Origin of the sequence: Amycolatopsis sp. NPDC051903, assembly GCF_044452505.1 — a bacterium.
Classification (GTDB): domain Bacteria; phylum Actinomycetota; class Actinomycetes; order Mycobacteriales; family Pseudonocardiaceae; genus Amycolatopsis.
In genome coordinates, this window is sequence record NZ_JBITBT010000015.1 from 130,499 (window position 1) to 156,090 (window position 25,592).

Below are 25,592 nucleotides of genomic sequence, written 5' to 3' on the forward strand. Positions count from 1 at the left end.
CCTTTCCCGTGAATGCTTGTTAACGCTAAGTTTCACGGTAGGGCAAAGCGGACACCCCGCGCATGATCAAGTCGCGCAAGGAAAACGTCAATTCCTCGTGAGGGCGGTGTGCCACAGGTCGGGTACCGGTCCTGCGTAGTCGATGCGGTTCGCGCCGACGAACGTCGCGAGCGCGGTGACGGCGTGGCCGACTGCCTTGGCGGCGCTGGCGGGAGCGCCGGGTTCGGCGTAGACGCCTTCGATCTGGAACACGCCCGTGCGCCGATCGAACCGCGGCGCGACGCGGCCGATCAGCCGGTCGCCGTGGAGGATCGGAAGGACGTAGTAGCCGTATTGACGTTTTGCCTTCGGTATGTACATCTCCGTGCGGAAGGTGAAGTCCCACAGGCGTTCCGTGCGGGCGCGGTCGCAGATGAGGTTGTCGAACGGCGACAGCAGAGTGGTGCGCGAGGCCCAGTCGCCCTTCGGTGTGCGGTCGGCGTGGACGTACCAGGGCGTGGGGTCGTCTTCGAGGGTGACCTTCGTGGCGCGCCCGTCGGCGACGAGCTTCGCGAGCGTCGTGGTGAGGCCGGGGTAGCGCTCGCGGACGAAGTGCTGCTCGATGTCCTGCTCGCGGGCGATGCCGAGGGCGCGCAACGCGAGCTCCGCGCTTGTCTCGACCACCTTCCCTTCGGGTAGCGGTGTCCGGTCGAGATCGGCGGGCAGGCAGCGGGAAGCCAAGTCCCACCAGCGTTTTCCGCCGCTGCGCGCCGCGACCATGATCTCGCCGCGGAACCACAGGACGTCCAGCATGCGCTCGACGTTCCGCCCGTTCGTCCAGCCGCCCGACACCCACGGGACGGTCGCCCGGTCCTCGAACCCGCCCGCCGGGAGAGGGCCGGCCTCGCGCAGCCGGTCGAGGATGTGGTGGTGCAGCTCGGCGTTGCCGCTCAGGAATTCGGCGACGCGACGGCCGTACGCGGATTTGCCGCGGGGGTACGCGCGCATCAGCGCTTGGTGCAGCGGGTAGTCCTCGGTGAGCACGATGGAGGCGGCGTGGGCCCAGTACTCGAAGAGGCTGCGGTCCTCCCACAACCGCTTCTCGAGGTCTGCTGGGTCGTAGTTCGCCAGCCGGCTCCGCACCACCAGGTGATGACTGTTGGCGACGACGGTGATCGGGTCCAGCTGGAGGCAGCGGAGGGTGGTGAGTGCTTCGTCCAGGGTTCGCGCCCCGCGCCCGTCGAGGTGCTGACTGCTGATCGCCCAACGGCGGGCTTCCCGGATGCTGACCTTCACGGGAGCCAACCTAGCGCTTCCGGGGGTGCTTCCGTGGCTGGTTCGCCGTGTCTGGCTGGGGTTGTCCACAACTTGGCTGCGGTGTGGACAACTTTGCCGGGGCGGGGGTTTTGTCGGTGCTGGGCGGTAGAATGGGCTGGGGACGCCCCCTGGGAGGGCGGGGTTTTCTGGTCTCGGGCGCGGCTGTGCAACGCGGCTGTGCAACACGGCGGGAAAGTGAGAACCCCGGGCTGGTTAGACCGGCGGCGGCCGTGGAGTGGGCGAGACTTGAAACCTGGGGCTAGCAGTCGTTCCGGTGGGTTCAGTGGTGACAGCCCGATCATTGTTTGCGCCGCGTGCGTTGCTCCGGACATGGAAGAGTGGCGTGATCATTTGCGCCGAACCCGAGTGCGCGCAGGGAATTCTCGTGGTCGAGTCGGGCGAGGGGCCGGAGGTGCGGGTTCTGGTCTCCGGTTGGCGGCCAGGCGCGCGGGTGGGGCCGAAGGCGAACGCGGCGACGCGCGCGGGCGGTGGAGATCACAGGGAAGCGCGGTTGCTGCTCGGGCGGGCGGTTGGGTGTGCATGTGCGGTGTCAGGGGGATGACGGGGGCCGCAGGGTGGTTTCAGCGGCGGTCGGGGCGGCGGCGCGGGGATGCGGAAGAGCGTTAGTGTGGCGGCGTTGTCGCACTTCCACACCTTCCGCACTCTGTACAAAGGACTGTCCACATGCGTCTGTCTACTCGTAACCAGCTCGTCGGCACCGTGTCGGCCGTGAAGCCCGGCGCGGTGATGACCGTGGTGACCGTGCAGCTCGACGGCGGGCAGTCCGTCGTCGCGTCGATCACGAAGGATGCGGCCGAGGAGTTGGAGCTCGAGGTTGGCAAGTCGGTTACCGCGCTGGTGAAGTCGACGGAGGTCATGCTCGGGGTCGAGTGAACCCCGGTGCCGAGGCCCGGGCCCCCGTGAAGGGGGTCCGGGCCTCGTCCCCGGAAGCAGCAGAGCGACCCGGGCCGCACCGGAAGCAACGGCCCGGGTGAGGGCGCTAAAGGCCGCGCAGGAGGCGCAGCGGTGACTCGACGCAGTCGGCGACGAAGCGCAGGAACCCGCCCGCCGTGGCGCCGTCGCAGGCGCGGTGGTCGAACGCCAGCGTGAGCTCGGTGATCTTGCGCGGCACCACCTGGCCGTCGACGATCCACGGCCGGTCGATGATCCGGCCGACGCCCAGGATCGCGACCTCCGGGTGGTTGATGATCGCGGCGGAGCCGTCGACGCCGAACACGCCGTAGTTGTTGATCGTGAACGTGCCGCCGGTGAGTTCGGCCGGCGTCAGCGCACCGGAGCGGGCGCGTTCGGTGCGTTCGGCGAGCGCGCCGGAGAGCTCTTCCAGGGACAGCCCGTGCGCGCCCGGCACGACGGGGACCACGAGTCCGCGATCGGTTTGCGCGGCGAAGCCCAGGTTGACCGCCGTGGGGATCACGAGCTCGTCGCCGTCGAGGTGGGCGTTGAGCTCGGGGAAGCGGCGCAGGCCTTCGAGGGCGAACTTCGACAGCAGGGCGAGCAGGCTGATCTTCGGCGAGGCGGCGTTGAGGGCCGCGCGGGCTTCGAGCAGGGCCGTCGCGTCGACGTCGACCCACACGGTCGCCTCGGGGATCTCCCGGCGCGAGCGCGTGAGCTTGTCGGCGACGGCCTTGCGCACGCTGCGCAACGGGATCCGGCGCTCGTCAGACGGCCGAGCAGCCATGGCCCGTTCGACGTCGGCCCGGCTGATCAGCCCGCCGGTTCCCGAGCCGGTGAGCACGCGGATGTCCACTCCGGACTGCTTCGCCAGCTGCCGCACCAGCGGCGACACCACGCGCACCCGCTCGTCGGCCGGCCGCGGCGAAGGCACGGTGGCCGGCCGGCGGGAACCACGGGCGCGGCGGGTCCGCCGCGCTTGCGCGGTCCCGGTCCCGTACCCGATGAGCACGTTGCCGCTGCCCTCCGAGGCGGCAGGCGACGGCGTCACCACCCCCGGCTCCACGAAGGCCGGCTCCTCCTGAACCGTGATCAGCGGGCTGCCGACGGTCAGCGTGTCGCCGGCCGCGCCGTGCAGCGTCGTGACGCGGCCCGCGTACGGCACCGGCACCTCGACGCTCGCCTTGGCCGTTTCGACCTCCACCACCGTCTGGTCCACGGTCACGGTGTCGCCCACCGCCACGTGCCACGCGACGATCTCGGCCTCCGTCAGGCCCTCGCCCAGGTCGGGCAGCTTGAAGACGGCCATCAGCGCGCTCCGTCCGCGAGCGGCGCCGCGTCGTCCCACTGCAGGCGCTCGATCGCGTCCAGCACGCGGTCGACGTTCGGCAGGTGGTACTTCTCCAGGTTCGGCGCCGGGTAAGGGATGTCGAAGCCGCCGACGCGCAGCACCGGCGCTTCGAGGTAGTGGAAACACGTCTCCGACAGCTGCGCCGCGACCTCGGCTCCGTAGCCGCAGAACCGGCTCGCCTCGTGCACCACGACCGCGCGGCCCGTGCGCCGCACCGACGCCGCGACCGTCTCCAGGTCGAACGGGGCGAGGCTGCGCAGATCGATGACCTCCGCGCGATAGCCCTCTTCCTCCGCGGCCGCGGCCGCTTCGAGCGTGGTGCCGAGCGCACCGCCGTAGGAGATCAGCGTGACGTCGGTGCCCGGTCGGCGCACGACGGCGCGGTCGAGAGCCGTCGCGCGGTGGTCGAGCGCGACGGTTTCCTTCTCCCAATAGCGCCGCTTCGGCTCGAGGAAGAGCACCGGGTCCGGGCTGTCGATCGACTGGCGCAGCAGCGCGTACGCGTCGGCGGGCGTCGCCGGCGTGACGACGCGCAGGCCGGGCGTGTGCGTGTAGTAGACCTCGGACGAGTCGCAGTGGTGCTCGACGCCGCCGATGCCGCCGCCGTAGGGGATCCGGATCACGATGGGCAGCTCGATCGCGCCGCGCGTGCGGTTGCGCAGCTTGGCGAGGTGGCTCGTGATCTGCTCGAACGCCGGGTAGGCGAACGCGTCGAACTGCATCTCGACCACGGGGCGCAGGCCGTTCATCGCCATGCCGATGGCCGTGCCGACGATGCCCGATTCGGCCAGCGGCGTGTCGAACACGCGGGCCTCGCCGAAGCGGGCGGCCAGCCCGTCGGTGACGCGGAAGACGCCGCCAAGCGTGCCGACGTCCTCCCCGAACACGAGCACGCGCTCGTCCTCGGCCAGCGCGTCGGCGAGGGCGCGGTTGAGCGCGCCCGCCATGGTCACGATGTCCGAAGTGGACTCAAGGGTCGCGGTCATTCGTCGTCTCCGGAAGCGATCTCGGCGGTGAGTTCGCCGGCCTGGTGCCGCAACGCGGCGGTCGGCTCGGCGTAGACGTGGCGGAACAGGTCCGCGGGGTCGAGCGCGGTGTCGGTGTTCATGCGCTCGCGCAGCGCGGCGGCCTCGGCCTCGGCGCGCGCGGCGATCTCCTGGCGCGCGGCGTCGTCGAGCAGGCCCCGGTCGGTGAGGTACTGCTCGAGCCGCGCGATCGGGTCGCGGGCGAGCCAGGTCTCGACCTCCGCGCGGTCGCGGTAGCGGGTGGCGTCGTCGGCGTTGGTGTGCGACTCGACGCGGTAGGTGACCGCCTCGATCAGCGTCGGCCCGCCACCGGCGGCGGCGCGTTCGACGGCTCGCTCCACCACGGCGTGCACGGCCGCGGCGTCGTTGCCGTCCACGAGCACCGACGGCATGCCGTAGCCGACCCCCTTGTGCGCCAGCGAAGGCGCCGCGGTCTGCTTCGCGAGCGGGACGCTGATCGCGTATCCGTTGTTCTGCACCAGGAACACGACGGGTGCCTGCCACACCGCGGCGAAGTTCAGCGCCTCGTGCGTGTCGCCTTCACTGGTGGCGCCGTCGCCGAGCAGTACGAGCGCGACGGTGTCCTCGCCCTTGACCTTCGCGGCGTGCCCGAAGCCGACGGCGTGCAGCGTGTTCGTGGCCAGCGGCGTGCACTGCGGCGCGACGTTGGTGCGGTTCGGGTCGTAGCCGCAGTGCCAGTCGCCGCGCAGCAGCGTCAGGACCTCGACCGGGTCGACGCCGCGCGCCACCACGGCCATCGAGTCGCGGTAGGTCGGGAACAGCCAGTCCTGCGGGCGCAGCGCGAGGATCGAGCCGATCTCGCCCGCCTCCTGGCCGCGCGCGGACGGGTAGACGGCGAGGCGGCCCTGCTTGGTGAGTGCGGTGGCCTGGGTGTCGAAGCGGCGGCCCGACACCATCGCGCGGTAGAGGCGCAGGAGGACGTCGTCGGCCGGCAGGGCGAGCTCGGCGTCCGGGACGGGCGAGCCGTCGGCGGCGATGAGGCCCAGTGGCTCGTCGCTCGGGAGGAAGAACGACGCTGCGGTGCGTTCCGTGGTGGTCACCGGCTGCTCCGATCGACGGGGACGGGTAAAGACGTCTAACGCCGATCTTCGCTCTCTGCCGATCAGGTATCCAGGCAACGAGAAGAAGTGTGGAACAATGGTTCTCCTGGCCCGCTTGGGCCGGATGATTGGCTTCGAGAGGTGCGGCGATGTCCGAGCCGGGTGGACGAATGGCGGCGGCGCTCGACGAGGTCGACCTCAAGCTCATCGCCGAGCTGAAGGCCGACGGGCGCGCGTCGATGCGCGCGCTGGCCGAGCGCGTGCACATTTCGCGAGCGGGCTGCTACACCCGGGTGGAGCGGCTGCACCGCGAAGGCGTGATCACGGGCTACGCCGCGGTCACCGATCCGCGCCGGCTGGGGCAGGGGCTCGCGGCGTACGTGTACCTCAAGGTCACGCAGAACACCTGGCGCACGGTGAGCGCCGACCTCAAGAACATCCCCGAGATCGAACACGGCGGGCTCGTCTCGGGGGACAACGACCTCATCCTGTTCGTGCGCACGCGCGACGCCGACAGCCTGCGCGACCTGGTCTTCGAACGGCTGCAGGCGATGCCGGACGTGCTCTCGACGCACACCGTGCTGGTGTTCGACGAGCTGTGATCAGGAAACGAGCGAGTCCAGCAGCTTGAGCCGCTCGGCCGACGCGGAGCCGGGCACCGCGCCGAAGAACAGGATGCGCTGGCCGGCTTCGTCGGGCATGCGCAGGCTCTCCTCGTTGAGGGTGAGCCTGCCGACGAGCGGGTGGTCGAACTCGCGGACCGAGTGGGCGCACTCGGCGACCGGGTGGGCGGCCCAGATCCGGGCGAACTCGGGGCTCTCGATGGACAGCTCGCCGACGAGCTCGGCCATCAGCGGGTCGTCGACCTGCTCGCCCGCCGCCATGCGCAGGTACGCGGCGGAGTTGACTGCCTGGTGCTCCCAGTCGACCACGAGGTCGCGCATGGCGGGGTCGAGGAACATGCGTTTCGTGAGGTTGGGCCGCGCGTCGGGGTCGAGCCCGAACAGCGCGAACCCGAGCCGGTTGCCGCCCAGCAGGTCGGTGCGCCGCCCGACGATCACCGCGGCCTGGTCGACGCTGCTCTCCACGAGCGCCAGCAACGATTCCCGCACCTGCTCCGGCCCCGGCTCGCGCTTGGCGAGCTGCGCGGGCCACGCGAGGCGCAGCAGGTGCATGCGTTCGCTCTCGTCCAGCCGCAGGGCGTTGGCGATCGCTTCGAGCACCGAGTCGGACAGCTGGTGGTTCTCGCCCTGCTCGATGCGCGTGTAGTAGTTCACGCTCATGCCGGCCAGCTGGGCGACCTCTTCGCGCCGCAGCCCGGGGACGCGGCGCGCGGTGCCGTACGTCGGCACGCCCGTCTCCGCCGGGGTCAGTGCCGCGCGGCGCGCGCGCAGGAATTCTCCGAGCTCGGTGTTGCGGTGGTCGCCCATGTCCCCGTCCTCCTTGGCCGGCCCGCCCGCCGCCCTCCCCTGACGTGGGTACCCGGCGGGTGCTGTGACGTGAATGTTCAACTCATCACGGGGCCCGGGTATTTCGGTGGATCAGGCCGGCGCGCGGAAGTGCCCTGCCGGACGAGCGTCCGGCAGGGCACCGAGGAGCAGGGGTCAGCGGTGCCGCAACCCCGACCCCAGCGTGTGCGCGGTGAAGAACGCCCAGATCACGTCCTGGGCCTTGATCGTCTGCGTCGCCGAGCCGGGGCCGCTGTCCACGAGCTCGCCGGGCCAGGTGTGGCCGGCGCCGAGGATGCGGTAGTGGGTCACCGACGCGTTGACGGCGCAGTTCTGCCACGAGAACTGGATGACGTCGGTGCCGATGTCCGTGCTGACCGGGGTCGCATCGCAGTGGTTGTGGTCAGCCCAGTTCTGGGCCCAGTCCATGAGGTTCGGGATCGGCTCGCTGTGGCTGGTGCCTCCCGTGTACTCGATGGTCGGGTCGGCGGTGCCGTGGAAGTCGACGATCGGGGCGGGCACGCTCGACGAGCAGCCGACCGTCGTGCCGGGGTAGAAGGCGCCCGCGATGGTGGCGAAGGCCGCGATGCGCATCGGCAGCTGGCAGGCCAGCAGCGAGACGAAGCCGGCGCCGTTGGACTTGCCGGTGGCGAAGATGCGCAGCGGGTCCACGCACAGCGTGGCCTGCAGGTGGTCGAGCAGGTCGCTCACGAAGCGCACGTCGTCGACGCCCGGGGCGGCGTACGGGGCGCTCTGCCAGGCGCGCTGGTCGTCCTGGCCCTTGGCACCCACCGGGTACACGGCGATCGTGTCGAGGCCGTCGATGCCGGAGAACGCTTCGATGTCGCGGCCGTCGCCCTTGCGGCCGTGGAACGCGAGCACCACGGGCTTCGGCTGGCCCGGCTCGTACGACGCCGGCAGGTGGATCAGGTAGTCGCGGGACAGCCCGCCGGAGGTGATGGTCTGGGTGACCGTCTGCCCCGGTGGCAGCGAGGTCGAGCGCGCGAGACAGCCCGTGGAGGGCATCGGGTGGTTGCGCGCGGACGGTGTGGCGGACGCGGTCTGCGGCACCACCACCGCGGCCGTGAGCGCAAGCGCGGCGACAGCGGCGAGCTTGGCGAATCTCATTCAGAGCACCTCGTCGAGGAAGGACCGGAGCCGGTCACTGCGGGGGTTCTCGAAGAACTCGGTGGGGTGGGCGGCTTCCACGAGCCGCCCCTGGTCGAGGAACACGACCTGCTCGGCGACCTCGCGGGCGAACCGCATCTCGTGCGTCACCACGATCATGGTCATGCCGTGGGAAGCCAGGTCGCGCATCACGGCGAGCACGCCCTTCACGAGCTCGGGGTCGAGTGCGGACGTCGCTTCGTCGAACAACATCACCTCGGGGTTCATCGCCAGCGACCGCGCGATGGCCACGCGCTGCTGCTGACCGCCCGAGAGCTGCGAGGGCCGGCGGTTCTCGTACGCCGCCAGCCCGACCGCGGCGAGGTTCGCCCGCGCGGTCTCCACGGCTTCGTCGCGCGACACCCCGAGCACCTGCTGCGGGGCGAGCGTCACGTTGTCCAGCACGGTGTGGTGCGGGAACAAGTGGAAGTTCTGGAACACCATGCCGACGCGGGTGCGGATGCGGTCGACGTCCGCGCCCTTGTCCGTGATCGCCTCCTCGCCGATGAAGATGCGCCCGGCGGTGGGGATCTCCAGCAGGTTGGTGCAGCGCAGCAGCGTCGACTTGCCGGAACCCGACGGGCCGATGATGCAGGTGGTCGTCCCGCCCGGCGCTTCGAGCACGATGTCGTGGAGCACCGGCGTGTGGCCGTAGCTCTTGTCGACGTGCTCGTAGCGGACGGTCGTTCCGGTGGTGGTCGCGGCGTCGGCCGCCGCGGTGCTCGCCTGCGTCATGCGAGTGCCTCCTCGGTGCGCACGGCCTTGGGCGCGGTGCTCGCGGCGGGCCGGCCCTCGCGCATCCGCTTGTCCCACTTGTTGACCACGTAGGTGAGCGGCACGGTGATCGCGAGGTAGAACAGGCCCGCGGCGACCAGCGGCGAAAGCGACGCGTTGTTGGTGGACGTGTCCTGGGCGATCGCGAACATCTCGCGCTGTCCGGCGGCCAGGCCCAGCAGGTAGACCAGCGCGGTGCTCTTGATGACGAGGATGAACTGGCCGGTGAGCGCCGGCAGCACCCGCCGGAAGCCGATCGGGATCACGATCAGCCGCATCGTCTTCGTGTGCGACAGGCCCAGGCTGCGGGACGCTTCGACGATGCCCTTGTCGACGCTCTGGAAGCCCGAGCGGAAGATCTCCGCCATGTAAGCGCCTTCCATGAGCCCGATCGCCAGCGCCGCGTAGCCGTAGGTCCAGTCACCGAACAGCGTGAGCCCGGCCAGCGGCAGGCCCTGCCCGATGAGGTAGATGCTCAGGATGTGCGGCAGGCCGCGCAGGACGTCGACGTACCAGCGGCACGGCAGGCGCAGCACCCGGAACTTCGACATCAGGCCGCTGGCGAGGAAGATGCCGACCACGAGGCCGATCGCACTGGCGAGCACCGTGAGGAACAGGGTGTTCAGCAGCCCTTCCTTCAGCAGCGTGGGGAGCGTGCTGCCGATGAGGTCGAGGTCGAAGAACGTGTCCCAGATGTGTTTCAGGCCTTCCATGGCACCTGTCCTTTCAGGACCCGTCGGTGGTGACGCCGGGTCGCTGCTGCATGCCGGGGTAGGCGTTCAGCATGTCCTTCGGGATCGCGACGTGCTTGGGGTTCCACTTGTCGAACAGCTTCGTGTAGGTGCCGTCGGCGATCACGGCCTTGAGCGCGTCGTCCAGCGCCTTCTTCAGCTCCGGGCGGTCCTTCGCGACGGGGAACGCGGTCATGCCGCTGGTGATCGGCGGCGAAGCCTGGTAGTCCGGGTGCTTCTCCAGCAGGTCCAAAGTGGTCGCCACGCCGGTGAACAGGCCGTCGACCTGGCCGGCCGTCAGCGCGTTGGAGCTGGCCGCGATGTTCGGGAACTCCTTGACCGTCACGGTCGGCACGCGCTTCTTGACGAGCGGGATCAGCTCACTGCCGCGCGTGATCGCGATCGTCTTGCCGCCGGCGGCGTCCACAGTGGCCAGTGGCGCGGACTTGCGCGAGATCAGCTGCGCCTGCCCGTAGTTCACGGCGGTGGTGAAGTCGGTGACCTCCTGGCGCGGCGGCGTGACGAGCGTGCCGAACGCGGCCGAGTCGTACTTGTGGTTGCGGACGTTGGGCAGCATGCTCGCGAAGTCGGTGGCCGTGTACTCCGCCGTGAGGTTCATCTTCTTCGCCATCGCCTGCGTGAGCTCGATGAGGAAGCCGGCGGGCTTGCCGCCGTCGATGAACGAGGTCGGCTTGTCGTCGGAGCGGAACGCGAGCTGCAGCTTTCCGGCGGCCGCGGTGTGCAGCGGGTTGGCGGCCTGGTCGTCGCCGCCACCGCAAGCGGCCAGCGTGAGGCCGACCGCGATCGCGAGGGTGGCCACTCCGAAACGACGTCGGGTCGGGGCGGTCATGGAGTCTCCTGGGGAAGGGTGGTGCGGGCAGGGGCGGACTGGCGTTCCGGCAGGTCGATGAACTCCTGCAGGAAGCCGCTGATGCGCTCGACGGCGGTTTCCACCAATCGAGCACCGGTTTCGGCGGACGCCTTCGTGCCGTCGCCGAGCGTGCCGGTCTTGCTGAGGTTGTCGTAGGTCTGCGGGAAGTGGATGCCCGGCCGCGAACGGCTGAGCTTGCCCGCCTGGTCGAGGTCGTCGAACGTGGCGCTGCCTCGCGTCAGGCGGTCGGGCAGGACGAGGTCCGGGTCGGCGAACATCGCCTGCGACGTCTCGATTTCGCAGGAGTGGCCCCGGATCCGGCTCTCGGCGAGCTCCGCCGTGAGGTCCGCGACCACGGGCGTGATGCCGCTCCACGCGAGGTGCAGGTCGGGCAGGTCGGTGCGCAGCCGGGTCACGGCGATCTCCACCGTCGCGTTGTTGCCGCCGTGGCCGGTGAGCACGTAGACCTTGCGCCAGCCGTGCCGGTGCAGGCTCGTGACCAGCTCGACGATCACCTGCTGCAGCGTGATCGGCGACAGCGTGAGCGTGCCGGGGAAAGCCATGTGGTGCTCGGAAACGCCCACCGGGATCACCGGCGTGACCACGACCTTCGGCGACAGCCGTTGCGCGACGAGGTCGGCGACGACTTCGGCGCGCGTGGTGTCGGTGCGCTGCGCCAGGCCGTGGCCGTGCTGCTCGGTGGCGCCGAGCGGCACGATCGCCACGGGGGCGTACGGGCGCAGGTCGTCGATCTCCGGCCAAGTCAGGTCGGCGAGGCGGTGCGAACGTGGTGCGATCGTCATCTTGTCTTTCCCGGTCATCCGGCCCGCCCCAGCTGGCGGGCCACGTCGGTGCGGAGCTGTTCGAGGTGAAGGCGCGTGAGCTCCTCGGCCCGCGCCGCGTCGCCGGCGCGCACGGCCTCGTAGATCGCGAGGTGCTCCTCGTAGTCGCGCTTGCGGTCTTCGATGAGGGCGCGCAGGGCTTTCTGCTCCCGGCCCCTCGCGGTGAGCAGAGAATCGACGATCTCGAACAGCACCTGGTTGCCCGAGCCACCCGCGAGTTCGCGGTGGAAGTTCAGATGCGGGCCCGGATCCGCGCGGTCGCGCTTGGCCGTGTCGAGCGCGAGTTCCAGGCGCTGCAGGCTTTCTTCGGTGCGGTTGGCCGCGGAGAGGGCGGCGATGCCGGGCTCGATCGTCAGCCTCGCGGCCACGAGCTGCAGGATCAGCTCGTCCTTCATCGGCGCGGAGTTGGGGTTCGGCATCAGCGTGCGGTGGATGCCTTCGCCCACGTAGATGCCGGAGCCGTGGCGCATGCGCACCGCGTCGGTGGTTTGCAGGCGCCGCAAGGCTTCCCGGATGGTCGGGGTCGTCACGGAGAACCGTTCCGCCAGCACCCGCACGGTCGGCAGGCTGTCGCCGGGCGCCAGGCGCTCCTCGGCGATCAGCTGCAGCAGCCCTTCGACGAGCTGCTCGGACAGCCCGGGCTTGGGGTGCGCTTCGGTCATCGGTGACTCCGTTCTGCGAGTGGATTGACTAAATCACTTACTCAATTTGAAGTCAAGGATGTGATGTTCGCGCAGGTCAGGGTGGTGGTGGAACGTGAAACGGCCTCCGATCCCGGGTGGGGTCGGAGGCCGTGGGGCGGAGGGTGTCAGCCGGCGAGGAGGCGTTCGGAGACCGTCCACAAGCGACGGGCGACGTCGGGGTCGAGCGCTTCGGGGGAGACGCCGGAGGGTTCGGGGCCCGCGTTGCCGGCCGGATCGGCGAGTGGTGCTTCGGCGCAGTTTTCGAAGTAGCGGCCGCTGACGCCGTCGAGCAGCGGGGAAGCGGCGACGAGCACGGAGGTCGCGGCGCCTTGTTCGGCGCTGCGCCAAGGGTAGTTGTCGAAGATCTCCTGGACGGCCGGCGTCATCGCGTTTTCCTGGTGGCGCTGGAGGTTCGTGCGGATGCCGCCCGGCATGACGGCGTTGGCGGTGATGCCGTCGGCAGCCCACCGCTGCGCGGCCTCGACGGCGAAGAGCACGTTCGCGATCTTGGACTGCGCGTACGCGACCCACGGGTCGTACGGACGCCGGTCGAAGTGCAGGTCGGTGAAGTCGAGCGGGGCGGCGAGGTGGCCGTTGGAGCTGACGGAGACGATCCGCGCGGCGCCGGCTCGCGCGAGGGCGCGGCGGAGGCCGGTGGCGAGGGCGAAGTGGCCGAGGTGGTTGGTGGCGAACTGCAGTTCCCAGCCTTCGGGGGTGCGGTGCAGTTCGGGGAGTGCCATGATCCCGGCGTTGTTCACGAGGACGTGCAGCGGGCCGCGCCAGGCTGCCGTGAACGCCTTCACTGAAGCGCGGTCGGCGAGGTCCAGGTGAGCCGCGGTCACGGTGCCGGGCAGGGCGGCGGCGACGCGATCGCCCGCGGCGACGTTGCGCACGGCCAGCGTGACCTCGGCGCCGGCCTGTGCGAGGGCGCGGGCGGTCTCGAGGCCGATCCCGGAGGCGCCACCGGTGACGATCGCGCGGCGGCCGGTGAGATCGACGCCCGCGAGCACGTCGGCCGCGGTCGACTCCCTGGTGAACGGGGTGGTGAGAGGCATGAGTGGTCCGTCCTGCGGCATTCGGAGGTTCCTCCGGTTACTGGGCGACTGTAACCGGAGGACCCTCCGAATGGCAACTCAAGCCGTGCGGACGGGCGGCGTCGAGAGGACCTCGTTGAAGGCTTCCGTGGAGGACGGGTGCGTGTAGACGGCGTCGCGCAGCTCGCTCGCGGTCACGTCGTGGCGCAGGGCCAGCGTGAGCGTGTTGATCAGTTCCTGCGAGTCGACGCTCAGCAGTGCGGCGCCCAGCACGCGGTCGGTTTCGCGGTCGACGACGAACTTCATCAGCCCGCGCGTCTCGCCCACGATCTTCGCCCGCGGCATGCCCGCGATGTCCGCCACCGGCTTCTCGACGACCTTCACCGGCAGCCCGCGGTCGACGGCTTCGCGCTCGGTGAGCCCGACGCGCGAGAGCGCCGGCGTCATGAACACCGTGTACGGCACGAACTTGCGGTCCTTTGTGGACCGGACGCCGGTGCCGAGGAGCTGGTCGGCGACGACGCGGTAGTCGTCCAGCGAGATGTAGGTGAACTGCGGCCCGCCGTTGACGTCGCCGATCGCGAAGATGTGCTGCTGGCTCGTGCGCAGGAACTCGTCGACCTCGACGGCGCCCGACGCGGTGGTGCGCACGCCCGCGCGGTCGAGCCCCAGTCCCTCGGTGGCCGGCCGGCGCCGGGTCGCGGCGAGCACTTCGTCGGCGGCGAGCGTGTGCGTCGTGCCGCCCGCTTCGTAGGTGATCTCGACGCCGTTGTCGATGTCGCGCACCTGCGTGACGTGCGCGCCGAACACGAACTCGACGCCCGCCCCGCGCAAGATGTCCGTCGCGGCCTCGGCGATGTCGTCGTCCTCGCGCGGCATGGCGCGCCGGGCCGAGTCGAGCACCGTCACCGCGCTGCCGAACTGGGCGTAGATCGACGCGAACTCGACACCGACGTAGCCGCCGCCGAGGATCGCGAGGCGCTTCGGCAGGTGGTCCAGGTCGATGAGGTCGGTGCTCGTGAGCAGGTGGTCGCTGTCCGCGAGGCCGGGGATCGGGGCGATCGTCGGCGTGGCCCCGGTGTTGATCACGATCGTGTCGGCGGCGAGGTCCAGCACGTCGTCGCCCGCGGTGACCCGGACCGTCTTCGGGTCGAGGAACTCCGCGCGGCCGGTGATGACCGTGACGGAGTCGATCGTGTCGAGGTTGGCGAAGTTGGCGTCGCGCAGCTTCGTCGTGAGCGCGCGAGTGGCGTCGACGGCCGTGCGGTGCCGTTCGGCCGGCGTACCCAAGCCGGGGTTCTCCGCGTGGTGGACGAGCGCCTTCGTCGGGACGCAACCGATGTTGATGCAGGTGCCGCCGTACATGGCCGCGGACTGCTCGATCATGGCGACCCGCTTGCCGAGCCGCCCCAGCGACGCGGCCAGCGTCTTGCCGCCCTTGCCGAACCCGATGACCAGAAGGTCGAAGTGCATATCCTCCATGTGCCCAGTTTTCGCCGGCCCAGGAGAGACGACAACGCATGAACAGCTCAATTTCCGTCGGAATCGGCTCATGGACGGCGTGAGCCGGCTCGTCCGGCTGGCGCAGCTCGAAGGCGGTGTCGACGTGCGCTGCCTGCTGGCCGGGCGGTTCACGCTCGACAACCCGGTGGCCGGGCCGGGGGAGGTGCCGTTCCACCTGGTGCTGCAAGGCCGGTGCGCGGTGACGTCCGGGGCGTCGGCCGTCGAGCTGGGCCCCGGCGACCTCTTGCTGCTCTCGCACGGAGACGCCCACCACGTGTCGGTGACGTCCGGCCGTCGGCGCCGGTTCGCCGAATCGCCCGGGACGGCGTTCCCGACGCGGCGGACGGTCGGCGCTGAACCCGAGCTCGACCTGTTCTGCGGGCACTACCGCTTCGAACCCGGTGCCGGGGCGCTGCTGTTCCGGCTGTTGCCGCCGCTGGTGCACGTGTCGCTGGATCCCGCCGCACTGACGCTCGCGGAGGTCCTGCGCGGCGAGGCCCGCTTCGACGGACCGGGCACGGGCGCCGTCGTGGCTTCGCTGTGCGATGCGTTGCTGGCCATGGCTTTGCGCCGGCGGCCCGCGACGCAGCTCGATTCGCCCGCGTTGTGGACGGCCGTCGGCGACGACGCGCTGGGCCGCGCGATCGCGGGCGTCATCGACCGCCCGGCCGAGGCGTGGACGATCGAGCGACTGGCCGCCGCGGCCTCGATGTCGCGTGCCACCTTCGTGCGGCACTTCACCGCTCGCACCGGAACGACGGTCGCGACCCTCGTGACGACGATCCGGATGATGGTCGCGGCCGACCTGCTCTCGCGGGGGGACCGTTCGGTGGCGCGGGTCGCCGACGACGTGGGGTACCGCTCAGAGTCGGCGTTCGGCCAGGCGTTCCGCGCGGCGCTCGGCACGTCGCCCGCGCGGTTTCGCCGGGAGGCCGCGGCGGGGCGGTGATCGCTCAGTCGGGTGCGGCGGGCGGGTGGTCCACCCGGCGCAGCACTCGGGAAGCGAGCCGACCATGCTGCGCATCACGGCGCTGGGCTGGACTGTCCATATTGGAGACGGCGACGCGCTCTTCGCCGCGTCTGGGCGGGGCGCGACCTCGGCCTGCCGGACGCCGACGTGCAGCCCTTCGTCACCACCCTCGGCGAGGTGGTGAAAACGGTGCAGTTCTCGCACTCCCGCGGCTCCGGCGCCGGCCGGGGCAGCGAACAGATCTGGTCGGTCCCGGTGACCCGCAACGGCTTCACCTACGTCGCCGGCCCTTGCGGCCGCTGGAACAACACCGCGGGCCACTGCCTAGCCGAGACGTTCGGGGTCGCACTGGCGGACGTGCGGGGGTTGCGGATCCGGCCGGCCGCGCACCTGCACTTGGGCTGACTGTCCGCGGCCGATGTCAGGCACCGTCGCGAACGCGCGAGGTTCTCGTGCGCCGAGGTCAGCAGCACGGTCGGTACGGCTGGGTGACCCCGCAGTTGCGCGCCGGCGTTGCTGCGCCTCGGAAACCATCGCGCAGTCGGCCCCAGGGTCGTCACGCGGTGCGAACTCGCCGGGTGCGGCGCGTGAAGTCCGGCTCGGTTCCCGCCACGGCCGGTGTGGCCGTGGTCAGCCGCGGGGCTTGACCAGGTACACCGCGTGCCGGATGTGGGCGTCGGCCGGGCCGGATTGGTCGGTGAGGCGGTAGCCGGCGCGTTCGTACAGGGCGATGTTGCGCTTGCTCGCCGCGCCGGTGAAGAGTTCGGTGGTGCGCGCGGTGGCCGGAGCGTGGCTCTCGGCGTGGGCCAGCAGGAACCGCCCGAGGCCGCGGCCGGTGAGGTCAGGGGCGACCATCAGGCGGCCGATCTCCCAGGCCGTGCCTTCGAGGCGCGCGCGGACGGCACCGACCAGCCGCGGGCCCTGGCGCACGACCCAGACGCGCCACGTGCCGATCCACTCGCGGACCTCGTCGAGGGTCTCGTGCAGCGCCGGGATCTCGAGGGTGGTGTTGAGGATCGCCTCCTGGACCCAGCAGCAGCGCTGCAGCACGAGCAGTTCGGGCGCGTCGACGGCGGTCGCTTCGAGGAGGCGGGTGCCGGGCACTTCGGGGATGTCCACCTCGGCTGTCTAGCGACCGGCGGCCCGTTCGGCAATCGAGTTCAGGGGCGCGCGATCATCGTGAACTCCGTGCCGAACGGGTCCGTGACGGTGGCCATACAGCCGTAGGGGGTGTCGTCGACCGCGGGTAACCGTGCCGCCCGCGGTGGCGAATTTCTCCGCCGACGCCTGGGTGTCGGCGACTTCGAACGTGGTGGCCCAGGCGGAGGCCGGCGCCGAAGCGACGCCGAAGATGCCGCCGATCTCGTGGCCGTCGGGGCGGCGGAGGAAGGTGAAGTCGGCGCCGGGGAGGTCGGGGTTGGCGTCGAGGGTGAAGCCGAAAACGCTCCGGTAGAACTCGCGGGCCAGTGGCGCCTCGGTGGTGACGAGGTCGTTGCGCACGAGGGTGCCGGGCTCGTTGACGAGCCGCGCGCCCGGGAACGCGCGGCCCTGCCAGAGGCCGAAGCGCGCGCCGGTCGGGTCGGCCAGCACTGCGGCGCGCCCGCGGCCGTCGACGTCGTGGGGTTCCGCCAGCACCGTGCCGCCGGCCGCGGTGACGGCCGCGGTGGTCGCGGCGCAGTCGTCGGTGGCGAGGTGGACCGTCCAGCCGCGGCCCTCGCCGCGGTACAGGCCCGCGACGGGCAGGCCGCGCAGGAGGCAGTCGCCGCCGTCGAAGGTCCAGCCGAAGACGGCGCCGTAGAAAGCCTGCGCGCGGGCGAGGTCGGGCACGGCCAGGTCGAGCCAGGTGGGCGTGCCGAGGGGCTGGTTGGTGTCGACGGTGCTCATCACGGTCCTTTCGCTGCGTGTACCCGGACGCTAACCGGCACACCGGCCGGTTCTTGACCTGAATGTCCGGCTACCCTGGCTCGCGTGACGGGTGAACTGGTACGGACCGAAACGGGCGCCGACCTGGTGCTGCGCCGCGTGTTCGCGGCGCCGACCGGCGCCGTGTGGGCCGACGTCACGGACCCCGCCCGCACGGCGTTGTGGTTCGGGACGTGGGAGGGCGACGCCGCCCCCGGGCGCACGATCTGCGTGCAGATGGCCTTCGAAGAGGGCGAGCCGTGGACCGACATGCGCGTGGACGCGTGTGACGAGCCCCGGCGCCTGGCCCTGACCGGGATGCTCGACGCGGGCGGCTGGCCGCTGGAGCTCCTGCTGTCCGAAGTGGACGGTGGCACCGAGCTGCGGCTCGTGCACCACCTCACGGACACCGGCGGCATCGGCGAGATCGGGCCCGGCTGGGAGTACTACCTCGACCTGCTGGTGGCCGCGCGCGACGGTTCGCCGCGCCCGTCGTTCGACGACTACGACCCGGCTCGGAAGGCGCCGTACGAGGCGCTGCGCTGATCAGGATGTGGGACCGCTGGCCGCGCGTCGCCGCGGCGACGCATTCTGGGGTGTCGTTCGCTTCTACGAAAGGGCAGGCTGGATGAGCCCGCTGGACAACCCGGTGCTGTCGTCGTTGTCGGGGCCGCACGCGCACTTCGCCGAGCAGAAGGGCCAGGTCCTGCGCTACCCGGCGGACGTCGCGCCGTTCCTGGCACTGCCCGATGAGCCGGACGAGCACGTGTGGCGCGACATCGCCGACCTCGCGGGCCCAGGCGCCACGGTCGTCATCGCCGGCGACGCGCTCACGCCGCCGCCGGGCTGGACCGTGCACGGCGACATCCCGGGGGTGCAGCTCGAAGGCACGAACCTCAGCGTGGCGCCGGAGCCCGAGGCCGTCCGCCTCACGGAGGCCGACGTGCCCGAGATGCTGGACCTCGTCGAGCGCACGCGGCCCGGCCCGTTCCTGACGCGCACCATCGCGCTGGGCACCTACCTCGGCATCCGCCGCGACGGCGCGCTCATCGCCATGGCCGGCGAACGCTTCCACCCGCCGGGCTGGACGGAGATCAGCGCCGTGTGCACCGACCCGGCCTTCCGCGGCCAGGGCCTCGCCGCGCGGCTGGTGCGCGCCGTCGGCGTGGGGATCCGCGACCGAGGCGAGCTGCCGTTCCTGCACGCCGCCGCGTCGAACGTCAACGCGATCCGGCTCTACGAGGCACTGGGGTTCCGGCTGAACCGGGAGATCGTGTTCACCGCCGTCGAGGTGCCGCAGGACTAGGCCGTGTCCTGCGCGATGCCACGATCGAGTATCCGGCTCCACGTGCCATCCTTGGTCCACGGCCGCAGCCCCTCGTGCGCGGTCCTCCACGGTCCGTAACGCTCGGGCAGGTCGCGCCACGGGGCGCCGGTACGCAGTTCCACAGGATCACGTTGATGACGTGGCGGTGATCCCGCCACCGCTGGCGACCGCCCTGCTGCGGCGGCAGCAACGGCTCGATCACCGGGGAAAGACTCGCGCGGTCCCGCGCAGTACCGAGCAGTTCTGTGACCTGGCCACCCGCTACGCACAACGCGCCGCCTATTAGCAGGCCGAACTCACCATCGCTGCGATCATCCTCTGGCTCCGATGACGCAGGACAGCACCTAGCCGCGCAAGTGGCGGAAATCCGGTGGAACACGGCGATCCAGCCGGTTCCGGGCGGCGAAACGCGGGGGCTAGCGTCGACGTCGTGAGCAAAGTATTTCTGTCGATCCACGTGCTGGCGGCGATCCTGGCCGTCGGGCCCGTGGCGGTGGCCGCGAGCATGTTCCCCGCTGCGCTGAAGCGGGGTGATCGCGGCACGTTGGCGTTGTTGCACCGGATCTGCCGGGTTTACGCGTGGGTGTCGATCGCCGTGCCGGTGTTCGGGTTCGCCGTGGCCGGGACGATGAAGGTGACCGGCCAGACCTGGGTGCTGGTGTCGATCGGGCTGACCGCGGTCGCCGCCGTCGTGCTGGTGGCGTTCGTGCTGCCGGGACAACGCGCGGCGCTGGCGGAACCGGCGGCCGACGGCGGCGCGGCCACCGCGGTCACGCAGGTCGACACCCGCCTCGCCGGGCGGCTGGCCATGACGACGGGGATCTTCAACCTGCTGTGGGTCGTGGTCACCGTGATCATGATCGTGCGGCCGGGCTCGTCTACCGGGGTGTGACGGCGCCCGCCAGCACCGCGGCGAACTCCGCGGCGTGCACGAGCGGGCCGACGTGCGACGCGGCGAGCGAGCGGACGTCGAAGGGGTTGCCGGGCGTGAGGGCGTCGGCCTCTTTGATGAACGCGTCCTGCAGCGCGAGCGGCATGCTCTCGTCCTGCGTGAAGCGGAGGTAGGTGTGCGGTACGCGGCCCCAGGTCGCCGGGTCAGTGCGGTCGCCGCCGCCGTCCAGGGTCTCGTCCGGGTCCAGGCCCGCGAGGAAGGACAGCAGTTCGGCGTCGGTGCCGTCGGCGAACATGGCGCGCTTCAGCGCGGCGAAGTGCTGTGGATCGCTGCTGCGCCAGTTCATGCGCAGGACACCGAGCTGCTGCGGATCGCCGATCCGGATGGCCGCCGCTTCCGCCAGCGCGGCCGGGAAGTACGCGGGGTTCCGGAGGTAGTCGGCGGGAGTGCCGGTGACGCAGCACCAGGCCGACGCGTACACCGTCCGCTCCAGCAGATCCGGCACCGCGTTCGCGACGCTCGTCACCGTCATGCCGCCGCGGCTGTGCCCGACGAGGACCACCGGGCCGTGCTCGCGCGCCCGGCGCACGACGTCCGTCACCGTGGCCACCGCGTCGGCGTGCGTCACTGCGGCCAGGGGTGACGGCTCCGTCGCGAAGGTGTTGAGGTCCTGCGCCTGGTACGCCATCGAAAAGCCCGCTTCGCCGTGGCCGGGCAGGTCCACCGCGAGCGAACGGTGGCCGAGCAGGGCCAGTTCGCGCTGCAGCACGGAGAAGCAGCGGCTGGTGGCGTTGGACCCGGGCACGAGCACGAACGTCGGTGACATGGCGGCGATTCTGCCCGAATCGGGCGGGCCGCGGCGGCGATTTTCCGGGGCTCAGGCGGCGGCGATGCTCGCGCCGCCGTCGACGCGCAGGACCTGGCCGGTGATGAACCCCGCGTCCTCCGACAGCAGGAAACAGATGGCGTGCGCGATCTCCGCCGGGCGGCCGAGACGGCCGACGGGCAGCTTGGCGAGGAACCACGCCTCGCGCTCGGAGCCGGCCGGGGTGCCCTTGCGGAAGAGCTCCGTTTCCGTCGGGCCGGGGGCAACCGCGTTGACGGTGATGCCCTGCGCGCCGAGCTCGGCCGCCCAAATGCCGGTGGCGGCTTCGAGTGCGGCTTTGGACCCGCCGTACGAGGTGCGGTGCGGGGTGCCCAGTGTGACCAGGGTCGTGACGTTGACGATCCGGCCGCGCCCGGCGGCGAGCATGCCGGGCAGCACGGCCTGCGTCACCTGCACCGCGGTGCGGAAGTTGAGGTCGTAGGTCCGCGCGACCTCGTCGAGGTCGACGGAGCCGAGCGGGGCCAGCTTGGCGGTGCCGACGTTGTTCACCAGCCCGTCGACGGCGCCGGCCGCGACGATCTCGTCGAGGGCCGCGGCGGTCGCGTCGGCGTCGGCGAGGTCGGCGACGTGGAAGTCGCCGGGGAAGCCGGGTGGCGCGGTGCGCGCCAGGCCGATCGGGTGGTGGCCCTCGGCGGCCAGCCGGTCGGCGACGGTCCGGCCGATGCCCTTGGACGCTCCGGTGATCAGCACTCGCATGGTCAGGTGACTCCTCTCGATCTGCCCATGACGCTAATGTTGTGGCTGAGCCGCCGGAAATGTCGCCGACGTTATGCCGACATGGCGCGGCGATCATGGCCGGAGGTCCGATGACGACGATGCAGCAGCTCAAGGTGCTCCTGGCCGTGGCCGAGCACGGCGGGTTCACGGCCGCGGGTGAGCGCCTGGGCATGGCGCAGCCGGCCGTCAGCCGCTCGATCGCCACGCTCGAGAGCGAACTCGGGGCACCGCTGCTGCTGCGCCAGCGCACGGGCGTCGTGCTGACGGAAGCCGGCGAGCGCGCGGTGCGGCGGGCGCGCGAAGCCGTGCGGCAAGTCGACTTGTTGCGCGCCGAGGTCGCCGAGGTGGCCGGGCAGATCACCGGCACCCTGCGGCTCGCGAGCGTGCCCACCGCCATGGGCACCCGGCTCCCGGCGCAGCTCCGCCTGTTCACCGAACGCCACCCGCTCGTCGCGGTGCGGTCGTTCGAGGGCAGCGACGAGGAACTGCGCGACTGGCTCGACCAGGGTGTCGCCGACGTCGCCGTGGTCACGCTGCCGGCGCCCGGACTGCGGACCGTGCTGCTCGACCGCCACGAGATGCTCGCCGTGCTGCCCGTGGCGCACCCGCTGGCGGCTTGCGAGTCGGTGACGTACGCGCAGCTCGCCGACGAGTCGTTCGTGCGTCCGACCGGCGGGTGCGCGCAGGTGTTCACGGCCGCCGCGCGCGACGCGGGGGTGCGCCTGGAGGCGGCGTTCGAGGCCCGCGAGATGTCCGCCGTGCTGGAGATGGTGCGGGCCGGGCTGGGCGTGAGCATCTTGCCGGCGGTGGGGGTGCCGCGGGTCGACGGAGTGGTGGCGCGGCCGCTGCTGCCGCGCACGATCCGCGAGGTCGCGCTGGCCGTGAGCGCGAGCGCGTCGCCCGCCGCGCGGGCCTTCCTGGCGCAGCTCGAAGCCGCCTGAAGTCCACTGTGGAGGGTCGACTTTAGGGGCGGTTTAGGGGTCGTTCCGCTGCCCCGGTCCGGGCTAGCTTGGTTCGTCGAGACCGGGCCGCCCGTGGTTTCCCGGTGTGACAGACGGAAAGGCGGTGGGACGACATGGTCGCCCACGCGGAAGAAGCCGAGGACGCCTGGTTCCGGCGGTTCCACGCGGCTGACGAGGCCGGGGCGCGCCTGGTGTGCCTGCCGCACGCCGGGGGCTCCGCCAGCTTCTACTTCCCGGTGTCGCGAGCGCTCGCGCCGGACATCGAGGTGCTCGCCGTCCAGTACCCCGGGCGGCAGGACCGGCGCCACGAACCGTTCCTGACCAGCATCGACGCACTCGCCGAGCGGATCGCCGCCCTGCTGGGCGACAAGACCGACCGCCCGCTGGCGCTGTTCGGCCACAGCATGGGCGCGATGATCGCCTACGAGGTCGCCCGGCGGCTCGAAGACCGGGGCTCGCCCGTGTCGGCGCTGTTCGTCTCCGGCCGCCGCGCGCCGTCCCGCCGCCGTGCCGAGAGCGTCCACACCCGTACCGACGAGGGCGTGATCGCGGAGCTGCGCCGCCTCAGTGGCACGGAACTGGATCTGCTGGGCGACGAAGACGTCGTGCGCATGATCCTTCCCGTGGTGCGCAACGACTACCGCGCCGTCGAGACCTACCGGTACGAGCCCGGGCCACCGCTGACGACGCCGGTGGTCGCGTTCACCGGCACCGACGACCCGGTCGCTTCGGTCGACGAGGTGCGCTCGTGGGCCGACTACACCTCGGCCGGCTTCGAACTGGTGACGTTGAGCGGCGGGCACTTCTTCCTGACCCGCCACCAGGACGTCGTTCTGCGGTATCTGGCTGATCGGCTCGGCGACAAGGGGCGTGTCCATGTCTGAAGCACTGGCGGTAGAAGGATCCTTCGGCAACCGGCTCGTGGAGCTGCGCGAGATCAAGGACGCGGCTCGCCGCGGCCCCGACGACGCGGCGACCACCCGCCAGCACGAACGCGGCAAGCTGACCGCCCACGAGCGCATCGAGCTGCTGCTCGACCCCGGCAGCTTCACCGAGATCGAGGCGCTGCGCCGCCACCGGGCGACGAGTTTCGGCCTGGAGCACCGCCGGCCCTACTCCGACGGCGTGGTGTGCGGCTGGGGGACCGTGCACGGGCGCACGGTTTTCGTGTACGCACACGACTTCCGCATTTTCGGCGGCGCGCTCGGGGAGGCGCACGCGCAGAAGATCCACAAGGTCATGGACCTCGCCGCGGCCGCCGGCGCGCCGCTCGTGTCGCTCAACGACGGTGCGGGCGCGCGGATCCAGGAGGGCGTGACCGCGCTCGCCGGGTACGGCGGGATCTTCCAGCGCAACACGCGTTGTTCCGGCGTGATCCCGCAGATCTCGGTGATGCTCGGGCCGTGCGCGGGCGGCGCGGCGTACTCGCCGGCGTTGACGGACTTCGTGTTCATGGTGCGCGAGACGTCGCAGATGTTCATCACCGGTCCCGACGTGGTGCAGGCCGTGACGGGCGAGGAGATCACGCAGAACGGCCTCGGCGGCGCCGACGTGCACGCCGGGACCTCGGGCGTGGCCGCGTTCGTGTACGACGACGAGCCGACGTGCCTCGAGGACGTGCGGTACCTGCTTTCGCTGTTGCCCGCCAACAACAACGAGGCGCCGCCGGTCGAGCCGTCCGGCGACCCGGTCGACCGGCGGACGGACCGGCTGCTCGAGCTCGTGCCGACCGACTCGGCCCGCGCGTACGACATGTGCGGCGTGATCGAGGAGATCGTGGACGACGGTGAGTTCCTCCAGGTGCACGCGGGCTGGGCGACGAACTTGGTGTGCGCGTTCGCCCGGCTCGACGGCCACGTGGTCGGCATCGTCGCGAACCAGCCGGCGACGCTCGCGGGCGTGCTCGACATCGAGGCCAGCGAGAAGGCGGCGCGGTTCGTGCAGGCGTGCGACGCCTTCAACATCCCGCTGGTGACCCTGGTGGACGTGCCCGGCTTCCTGCCCGGCGTCGACCAGGAGCACGGCGGCATCATCCGGCACGGCGCGAAGCTGCTGTACGCGTACTGCAACGCCACCGTGCCGCGGGTGCAGCTCATCCTGCGCAAGGCCTACGGCGGCGCGTACATCGTGATGGACTCGCGCTCGATCGGCACGGACGTGTCGCTCGCGTGGCCGACCAACGAGATCGCGGTGATGGGCGCGGAGGGCGCCGCGAACGTGATCTTCCGCCGCGAGATCAAGGCCGCTGACGACCCGGAAACCGTGCGGCGGCAGAAGATCAAGGAGTACCGCACCGAGCTGATGCATCCGTACTACGCGGCCGAACGCGGGCTCGTCGACGACGTCATCGAGCCCGGCCGCACGCGTGAGCTGCTGATCCGGTCGCTGGCCATGTTGCGCACGAAGCACGCCGACATCCCGGCGCGCAAGCACGGAAACCCGCCGGTGTGATGGGGGAGCCGGTGGTGAGGGTGGTGCGGGGCAACCCGTCGGACGAAGAGCTGGCGGCGTTGGTGGCCGTGCTGTCCGCTGTCGCCGCGTCACGGGAAGCGGGGCCCGAGGTCGAGCTGCCGCGGCCACGGCGGCCGGTGCGGTACGTGCCGGCGACGAGCTGGCGGCTGGCCCGCTGAGCTGCGGGAACGGGTGGGACCGGCCCACCCGTTCCCCGTCGGCTCAGGCGGAGGCCAGTTCCTGGGCCCACTCCGCGATGGTCGTGGTGCGGCCGCGGCGGGCGAAGACGTCCGTGATCAGCGTTTCGTGCAGGGCGGGGCTGGGGTCGACGCAGGCGTCGGCGAGGACGGTGACGTCGTAGTCGAGGTCGGCGGCCTGCAGGGTCGTGGACAGGACCACGCCGCTCGTGGCGATGCCGGCGAGGACGAGCTTCGTGATGTCCTGCGCGGCCAGGATCTGCTGGAGGTTGTTGCCGGCGAAGGCGCTCACGCGGTTCTTGTACACGACGATCTCGCCGTCGGCGGGGGCGACGTCGGGGTGGATGGCGCCGGCGGGGTCGTCCTCGGTGAAGACGCCGGCGGGCAGCGAGCCGAAGATCTTGTTGCGGGAGTGGGCGTCGACGTGGTCTCGCCGCAGCTGCACGGCGACGTGGATGACGGGCACGCCCGTGGCGCGCGCGATCTCGAGCGTCTCCACGGCGCGGGCCAGGTAGTCCTCGGCGACGCGGGACAGTGTGCTGACCTGGAGGTCCATCAGGAGCAAAGCGGTGCGGGACAAGGTGGTGCCT

29 protein-coding genes and 1 pseudogene are annotated in these 25,592 nt (G+C 71.2%); 11 read left to right on the forward strand and 19 right to left on the reverse strand.

Translation table 11 applies throughout. The annotated features are described in order from the left end of the window. Window positions 1–87 precede the first annotated feature (87 nt). Window positions 88–1,275, reverse strand: coding sequence for a winged helix-turn-helix domain-containing protein (locus ACIA77_RS28280; RefSeq protein WP_395889021.1), 1,188 nt, complete (start codon window positions 1,273–1,275; stop codon window positions 88–90). A 705-nt stretch (window positions 1,276–1,980) separates the two neighbouring features. On the opposite strand from ACIA77_RS28280, the gene ACIA77_RS28285 reads away from it, so the two are divergent. Next, window positions 1,981–2,190, forward strand: coding sequence for a molybdopterin-binding protein (locus ACIA77_RS28285; protein ID WP_395889022.1), 210 nt, complete (start codon window positions 1,981–1,983; stop codon window positions 2,188–2,190). A 106-nt stretch (window positions 2,191–2,296) separates the two neighbouring features. Here the strand turns inward: ACIA77_RS28285 and ACIA77_RS28290 are convergent, their stop codons facing one another. The 3 genes from ACIA77_RS28290 to pdhA are packed head-to-tail and all read right to left on the reverse strand — an operon-like array spanning window position 2,297 to window position 5,645. Beyond that, a complete protein-coding gene (locus tag ACIA77_RS28290) occupies window positions 2,297–3,517 on the reverse strand; it encodes a dihydrolipoamide acetyltransferase family protein (RefSeq protein WP_395889023.1) in 1,221 nt (406 codons plus the stop codon). Then, window positions 3,517–4,545 (reverse strand): alpha-ketoacid dehydrogenase subunit beta, encoded by a 1,029-nt coding sequence (locus ACIA77_RS28295; RefSeq protein ID WP_395889024.1) that lies wholly within the window; start codon window positions 4,543–4,545, stop codon window positions 3,517–3,519. Before ACIA77_RS28295 ends, ACIA77_RS28290 begins: the two co-directional genes overlap by 1 nt. After that, window positions 4,542–5,645 (reverse strand): pyruvate dehydrogenase (acetyl-transferring) E1 component subunit alpha, encoded by a 1,104-nt coding sequence (gene pdhA / locus ACIA77_RS28300; protein WP_395889025.1) that lies wholly within the window; start codon window positions 5,643–5,645, stop codon window positions 4,542–4,544. The genes ACIA77_RS28295 and pdhA overlap by 4 nt, the downstream gene beginning before the upstream one ends. 149 nt (window positions 5,646–5,794) lie before the next feature. Here pdhA and ACIA77_RS28305 point away from each other — a divergent pair, with 149 nt between their 5' ends. Continuing rightward, the gene (locus ACIA77_RS28305; protein WP_395889026.1) at window positions 5,795–6,247 is read left to right on the forward strand and encodes an Lrp/AsnC family transcriptional regulator; all 453 of its coding nucleotides are present in this window, start codon (window positions 5,795–5,797) and stop codon (window positions 6,245–6,247) included. Here ACIA77_RS28305 and ACIA77_RS28310 read toward each other — a convergent pair whose 3' ends face one another. The 9 genes from ACIA77_RS28310 to ACIA77_RS28350 form a co-directional block, all read right to left on the reverse strand. Then, a complete protein-coding gene (locus tag ACIA77_RS28310) occupies window positions 6,248–7,075 on the reverse strand; it encodes a helix-turn-helix transcriptional regulator (RefSeq protein ID WP_395889027.1) in 828 nt (275 codons plus the stop codon). Between the two features lie 174 nt (window positions 7,076–7,249). Then, window positions 7,250–8,221: an alpha/beta hydrolase family esterase gene (locus ACIA77_RS28315; protein WP_395889028.1), complete on the reverse strand. Its 972-nt coding sequence runs from the start codon at window positions 8,219–8,221 to the stop codon at window positions 7,250–7,252. After that, window positions 8,222–8,995 (reverse strand): amino acid ABC transporter ATP-binding protein, encoded by a 774-nt coding sequence (locus tag ACIA77_RS28320; RefSeq protein ID WP_395889029.1) that lies wholly within the window; start codon window positions 8,993–8,995, stop codon window positions 8,222–8,224. It lies immediately after the preceding gene. After that, window positions 8,992–9,747 (reverse strand): amino acid ABC transporter permease, encoded by a 756-nt coding sequence (locus tag ACIA77_RS28325; protein WP_395889030.1) that lies wholly within the window; start codon window positions 9,745–9,747, stop codon window positions 8,992–8,994. The genes ACIA77_RS28320 and ACIA77_RS28325 overlap by 4 nt, the downstream gene beginning before the upstream one ends. A gap of 13 nt (window positions 9,748–9,760) precedes the next feature. Beyond that, the gene (locus ACIA77_RS28330; RefSeq protein ID WP_395889031.1) at window positions 9,761–10,615 is read right to left on the reverse strand and encodes a substrate-binding periplasmic protein; all 855 of its coding nucleotides are present in this window, start codon (window positions 10,613–10,615) and stop codon (window positions 9,761–9,763) included. Next, the gene (locus ACIA77_RS28335) at window positions 10,612–11,439 is read right to left on the reverse strand and encodes a creatininase family protein (RefSeq protein WP_395889032.1); all 828 of its coding nucleotides are present in this window, start codon (window positions 11,437–11,439) and stop codon (window positions 10,612–10,614) included. Before ACIA77_RS28335 ends, ACIA77_RS28330 begins: the two co-directional genes overlap by 4 nt. A 14-nt stretch (window positions 11,440–11,453) precedes the next feature. Further along, window positions 11,454–12,140 carry a FadR/GntR family transcriptional regulator gene (locus ACIA77_RS28340; RefSeq protein WP_395889033.1) on the reverse strand — a complete coding sequence of 229 codons (687 nt, stop codon included), beginning with the start codon at window positions 12,138–12,140 and terminating at the stop codon, window positions 11,454–11,456. A 146-nt stretch (window positions 12,141–12,286) separates the two neighbouring features. Next, window positions 12,287–13,216 (reverse strand): SDR family NAD(P)-dependent oxidoreductase, encoded by a 930-nt coding sequence (locus tag ACIA77_RS28345; protein ID WP_395889035.1) that lies wholly within the window; start codon window positions 13,214–13,216, stop codon window positions 12,287–12,289. A 78-nt stretch (window positions 13,217–13,294) separates the two neighbouring features. After that, entirely contained in the window at window positions 13,295–14,677 is a 1,383-nt protein-coding gene (locus ACIA77_RS28350) for an FAD-dependent oxidoreductase (RefSeq protein ID WP_395889036.1), read from the reverse strand. Between the two features lie 70 nt (window positions 14,678–14,747). Here ACIA77_RS28350 and ACIA77_RS28355 point away from each other — a divergent pair, with 70 nt between their 5' ends. Beyond that, complete coding sequence (locus ACIA77_RS28355) at window positions 14,748–15,647, forward strand: cupin domain-containing protein (RefSeq protein WP_395889037.1); 900 nt, start codon at window positions 14,748–14,750, stop codon at window positions 15,645–15,647. 168 nt (window positions 15,648–15,815) lie between these two features. After that, entirely contained in the window at window positions 15,816–16,073 is a 258-nt protein-coding gene (locus tag ACIA77_RS28360; protein WP_395889038.1) for a hypothetical protein, read from the forward strand. Window positions 16,074–16,298: 225 nt separating this feature from the next. Here the strand turns inward: ACIA77_RS28360 and ACIA77_RS28365 are convergent, their stop codons facing one another. Both ACIA77_RS28365 and ACIA77_RS28370 read right to left on the reverse strand, forming a co-directional pair. Beyond that, complete coding sequence (locus ACIA77_RS28365; protein ID WP_395889039.1) at window positions 16,299–16,787, reverse strand: GNAT family N-acetyltransferase; 489 nt, start codon at window positions 16,785–16,787, stop codon at window positions 16,299–16,301. 9 nt (window positions 16,788–16,796) lie between these two features. Continuing rightward, the gene (locus tag ACIA77_RS28370) at window positions 16,797–17,552 is read right to left on the reverse strand and encodes a VOC family protein (protein ID WP_395889040.1); all 756 of its coding nucleotides are present in this window, start codon (window positions 17,550–17,552) and stop codon (window positions 16,797–16,799) included. Window positions 17,553–17,636: 84 nt separating this feature from the next. Between ACIA77_RS28370 and ACIA77_RS28375 the strand changes: the two genes are divergently transcribed. Together ACIA77_RS28375 and ACIA77_RS28380 are read left to right on the forward strand one after the other, a co-directional pair. After that, the gene (locus ACIA77_RS28375) at window positions 17,637–18,116 is read left to right on the forward strand and encodes an SRPBCC family protein (RefSeq protein WP_395889041.1); all 480 of its coding nucleotides are present in this window, start codon (window positions 17,637–17,639) and stop codon (window positions 18,114–18,116) included. A gap of 82 nt (window positions 18,117–18,198) precedes the next feature. Continuing rightward, window positions 18,199–18,876, forward strand: a complete 678-nt coding sequence (locus ACIA77_RS28380; RefSeq protein ID WP_395889042.1) for a GNAT family N-acetyltransferase — start codon at window positions 18,199–18,201, stop codon at window positions 18,874–18,876. 26 nt (window positions 18,877–18,902) lie between these two features. Here ACIA77_RS28380 and ACIA77_RS28385 read toward each other — a convergent pair. Further along, window positions 18,903–19,138: pseudogene (locus tag ACIA77_RS28385) on the reverse strand (transposase); the annotation flags it as partial. A gap of 189 nt (window positions 19,139–19,327) precedes the next feature. Between ACIA77_RS28385 and ACIA77_RS28390 the strand changes: the two are divergent. After that, entirely contained in the window at window positions 19,328–19,789 is a 462-nt protein-coding gene (locus ACIA77_RS28390; RefSeq protein WP_395889043.1) for a DUF2269 family protein, read from the forward strand. On the opposite strand, the gene ACIA77_RS28395 is transcribed toward ACIA77_RS28390, so the two are convergent. Together ACIA77_RS28395 and ACIA77_RS28400 are read right to left on the reverse strand one after the other, a co-directional pair. Continuing rightward, window positions 19,776–20,615 carry an alpha/beta hydrolase gene (locus tag ACIA77_RS28395; RefSeq protein ID WP_395889044.1) on the reverse strand — a complete coding sequence of 280 codons (840 nt, stop codon included), beginning with the start codon at window positions 20,613–20,615 and terminating at the stop codon, window positions 19,776–19,778. The two genes, ACIA77_RS28390 and ACIA77_RS28395, sit on opposite strands and share 14 nt — an antisense overlap. A gap of 51 nt (window positions 20,616–20,666) precedes the next feature. Next, window positions 20,667–21,371: an SDR family oxidoreductase gene (locus ACIA77_RS28400; RefSeq protein ID WP_395889045.1), complete on the reverse strand. Its 705-nt coding sequence runs from the start codon at window positions 21,369–21,371 to the stop codon at window positions 20,667–20,669. A 110-nt stretch (window positions 21,372–21,481) separates the two neighbouring features. Between ACIA77_RS28400 and ACIA77_RS28405 the strand changes: the two genes are divergently transcribed. From ACIA77_RS28405 to ACIA77_RS28420, 4 genes are all read left to right on the forward strand, one after another. After that, window positions 21,482–22,333, forward strand: coding sequence for a LysR family transcriptional regulator (locus tag ACIA77_RS28405; protein ID WP_395889046.1), 852 nt, complete (start codon window positions 21,482–21,484; stop codon window positions 22,331–22,333). 134 nt (window positions 22,334–22,467) lie between these two features. After that, window positions 22,468–23,238, forward strand: coding sequence for a thioesterase II family protein (locus ACIA77_RS28410; RefSeq protein WP_395889047.1), 771 nt, complete (start codon window positions 22,468–22,470; stop codon window positions 23,236–23,238). After that, the gene (locus ACIA77_RS28415) at window positions 23,204–24,805 is read left to right on the forward strand and encodes an acyl-CoA carboxylase subunit beta (RefSeq protein WP_395889077.1); all 1,602 of its coding nucleotides are present in this window, start codon (window positions 23,204–23,206) and stop codon (window positions 24,803–24,805) included. Before ACIA77_RS28410 ends, ACIA77_RS28415 begins: the two co-directional genes overlap by 35 nt. Before the next feature lie 14 nt (window positions 24,806–24,819). Next, window positions 24,820–24,984, forward strand: a complete 165-nt coding sequence (locus ACIA77_RS28420) for an acyl-CoA carboxylase subunit epsilon (protein ID WP_395889048.1) — start codon at window positions 24,820–24,822, stop codon at window positions 24,982–24,984. A 43-nt stretch (window positions 24,985–25,027) separates the two neighbouring features. Here ACIA77_RS28420 and ACIA77_RS28425 read toward each other — a convergent pair whose 3' ends face one another. After that, complete coding sequence (locus ACIA77_RS28425; protein ID WP_395889049.1) at window positions 25,028–25,582, reverse strand: cysteine hydrolase family protein; 555 nt, start codon at window positions 25,580–25,582, stop codon at window positions 25,028–25,030. Between the last annotated feature and the right edge of the window lie 10 nt (window positions 25,583–25,592).

Excerpts from the sequence above, each read along its gene's own strand:
- ACIA77_RS28285 (WP_395889022.1), top strand. The coding sequence starts at position 1,981 with ATGCGTCTGTCTACTCGTAACCAGCTCGTCGGCACCGTGTCGGCCGTG.
- ACIA77_RS28290 (WP_395889023.1), bottom strand. The coding sequence starts at position 3,517 with ATGGCCGTCTTCAAGCTGCCCGACCTGGGCGAGGGCCTGACGGAGGCC.
- ACIA77_RS28295 (WP_395889024.1), bottom strand. The coding sequence starts at position 4,545 with ATGACCGCGACCCTTGAGTCCACTTCGGACATCGTGACCATGGCGGGC.
- ACIA77_RS28305 (WP_395889026.1), top strand. The coding sequence starts at position 5,795 with ATGTCCGAGCCGGGTGGACGAATGGCGGCGGCGCTCGACGAGGTCGAC.
- ACIA77_RS28310 (WP_395889027.1), bottom strand. The coding sequence starts at position 7,075 with ATGGGCGACCACCGCAACACCGAGCTCGGAGAATTCCTGCGCGCGCGC.
- ACIA77_RS28315 (WP_395889028.1), bottom strand. The coding sequence starts at position 8,221 with ATGAGATTCGCCAAGCTCGCCGCTGTCGCCGCGCTTGCGCTCACGGCC.
- ACIA77_RS28320 (WP_395889029.1), bottom strand. The coding sequence starts at position 8,995 with ATGACGCAGGCGAGCACCGCGGCGGCCGACGCCGCGACCACCACCGGA.
- ACIA77_RS28325 (WP_395889030.1), bottom strand. The coding sequence starts at position 9,747 with ATGGAAGGCCTGAAACACATCTGGGACACGTTCTTCGACCTCGACCTC.
- ACIA77_RS28330 (WP_395889031.1), bottom strand. The coding sequence starts at position 10,615 with ATGACCGCCCCGACCCGACGTCGTTTCGGAGTGGCCACCCTCGCGATC.
- ACIA77_RS28335 (WP_395889032.1), bottom strand. The coding sequence starts at position 11,439 with ATGACGATCGCACCACGTTCGCACCGCCTCGCCGACCTGACTTGGCCG.
- ACIA77_RS28340 (WP_395889033.1), bottom strand. The coding sequence starts at position 12,140 with ATGACCGAAGCGCACCCCAAGCCCGGGCTGTCCGAGCAGCTCGTCGAA.
- ACIA77_RS28345 (WP_395889035.1), bottom strand. The coding sequence starts at position 13,216 with ATGCCTCTCACCACCCCGTTCACCAGGGAGTCGACCGCGGCCGACGTG.
- ACIA77_RS28350 (WP_395889036.1), bottom strand. The coding sequence starts at position 14,677 with ATGGAGGATATGCACTTCGACCTTCTGGTCATCGGGTTCGGCAAGGGC.
- ACIA77_RS28355 (WP_395889037.1), top strand. The coding sequence starts at position 14,748 with ATGGACGGCGTGAGCCGGCTCGTCCGGCTGGCGCAGCTCGAAGGCGGT.
- ACIA77_RS28370 (WP_395889040.1), bottom strand. The coding sequence starts at position 17,552 with ATGAGCACCGTCGACACCAACCAGCCCCTCGGCACGCCCACCTGGCTC.
- ACIA77_RS28380 (WP_395889042.1), top strand. The coding sequence starts at position 18,199 with ATGAGCCCGCTGGACAACCCGGTGCTGTCGTCGTTGTCGGGGCCGCAC.
- ACIA77_RS28395 (WP_395889044.1), bottom strand. The coding sequence starts at position 20,615 with ATGTCACCGACGTTCGTGCTCGTGCCCGGGTCCAACGCCACCAGCCGC.
- ACIA77_RS28400 (WP_395889045.1), bottom strand. The coding sequence starts at position 21,371 with ATGCGAGTGCTGATCACCGGAGCGTCCAAGGGCATCGGCCGGACCGTC.
- ACIA77_RS28405 (WP_395889046.1), top strand. The coding sequence starts at position 21,482 with ATGACGACGATGCAGCAGCTCAAGGTGCTCCTGGCCGTGGCCGAGCAC.
- ACIA77_RS28410 (WP_395889047.1), top strand. The coding sequence starts at position 22,468 with ATGGTCGCCCACGCGGAAGAAGCCGAGGACGCCTGGTTCCGGCGGTTC.